At 39.4% G+C, this 1,657-nt stretch carries 2 protein-coding genes; both read right to left on the bottom strand.

Features of this window, described 5'->3' with window-relative positions:
• Positions 1-128: 128 nt before the first annotated feature.
• The gene (locus L634_RS0128575; protein WP_034263447.1) at positions 129-314 is read right to left on the bottom strand and encodes a sporulation YhaL family protein; all 186 of its coding nucleotides are present in this window, start codon (positions 312-314) and stop codon (positions 129-131) included.
• 121 nt (positions 315-435) lie between these two features.
• Positions 436-1,380 carry a 3'-5' exoribonuclease YhaM gene (yhaM, locus tag L634_RS0128570; protein WP_026585314.1) on the bottom strand — a complete coding sequence of 315 codons (945 nt, stop codon included), beginning with the start codon at positions 1,378-1,380 and terminating at the stop codon, positions 436-438.
• Between the last annotated feature and the right edge of the window lie 277 nt (positions 1,381-1,657).

Here is a 1,657-nt window from a genome sequence, read left to right as displayed (position 1 = left end):
AAAAAAAGAGTTCGGAATGAGACTATTCCGAACTCTTTTTGTCTACAAACTGAAGGGGTCTCCATACCGGAGACCCCTTTTTGTTAGTAATAGGCTGAATTTGCTTTTCAGCTGAAACTGCAAGTTTTTTACCCTGCGGACTGCTGCGCAGCTTTTCTCTCTTCCTTTTCCCGTTCCAGGCGTTTCATATAGATCTCACCCTCACGTTCAATGCTGTCATTCTCTGCTTTTTTCTCTTCCCTTCCTGTCTTAACGGCCATATATGCACTTACAACGATTCCGGCTGCTACAAAATATACCCAGATAGGAATCATTATTTTTCCCCTCTTTCTATCAAAATGGTTGTCCAAGTACTATAAAATATGCTTGTACCATAAAAATATGATTGAATTTCAATAAAAAACCACCTTTCCCCAATGGGAAAGATGGATGATTTTATTTATGGAACGTTGGCTTATAAAATGAACGGTTGTCCAGAGCAAATACCCGTTCTGTAAATTCTCCCGGCTTTACTCTGTCCAATGCCCGATCCAGCATATTCATTTTGGCATCTATATTATCGATATAATGAAGAATTTCAGCTTCCTTGATAAGAGGCGGCTTTGGACTTCCCCATTCAGCCTTTCCGTGATGGGAGAGTACCAAATGCTGGAGTATCATGATTTCTTCACCGTTAATTCCAAGCTCCTCTGCTGCTTTACCAATTTCATTAATCATAATGCTAATATGGCCTAACAGATTTCCTTCAACAGTATAGGATGTTGAAATAGGTCCAGAAAGCTCCGTAATTTTTCCAAGATCATGCAAAATGACTCCTGCGTATAATAGGTCTTTATCAAGGGTTGGATAAAGGCTGGCAATTGCTTTAGCCAAATCAAGCATAGATACAACATGATAGGCTAAACCTGAGACAAACTCATGATGATTCTTTGTGGCAGCCGGATATTCGAGAAATTCCTTTTGGTGCTTTTTCAATAGATGGCGAGTGATTCTTTGAATATTGGGGTTTTTCATTTCGAATATATATTGAGTGATTTTACTCATCATTTCATCTGTACTTAATGGCGCTGTTTCGAGGAAGTCTGCAAGTTTAACCGGATCTGACGGAGAGGCCGGCCGAATTTGGCGGATTCTAAGCTGATTTCGTCCTCGATAATTTAAAATGTCCCCTGCCACTTTTACAATGGTCTCAGGGCTGTAGTTCTTTGCATCATCCTCTGAGACATCCCAAAGCTTTGCTTCAATTTCTCCGCTTTGATCCTGGAAAATAAGTGTCAAAAACGGCTTTCCATTACTTGCAACCCCTTTAGTTGCATTTTTAATAAGTAAAAAAAGCTCGATTTGCTCTCCTACTTCGTAATAAACAATTCCTTTTGACATACGTGCACTGACGCTCCCTTCAAGAGGTTGTTTAAAAAGGAAGGAAAAAACAGTCAGATTTTTTGTCCACCTTTCTAAACACGCAATTCTATTAACCTAGTATACCATACAGACCTGCCCCTCTCCTAAAGTAATCATCTGCTATTCTATTGTTAAATCATGAATTAAGCCCATTCATCGACTTTGAACTGCCCCCTGTCAAGTAGACAGTGGAAATAATAAAAATGTTTTAAGCGGCTTTAGCTCTATATTCCATAGGGCTAAGGCCGTTTAATCT

Source organism: Bacillus sp. J33 (assembly GCF_000518885.1).
Classification (GTDB): domain Bacteria; phylum Bacillota; class Bacilli; order Bacillales; family Cytobacillaceae; genus Cytobacillus.
This window is presented reverse-complemented; position numbering and strand designations above follow the sequence as displayed.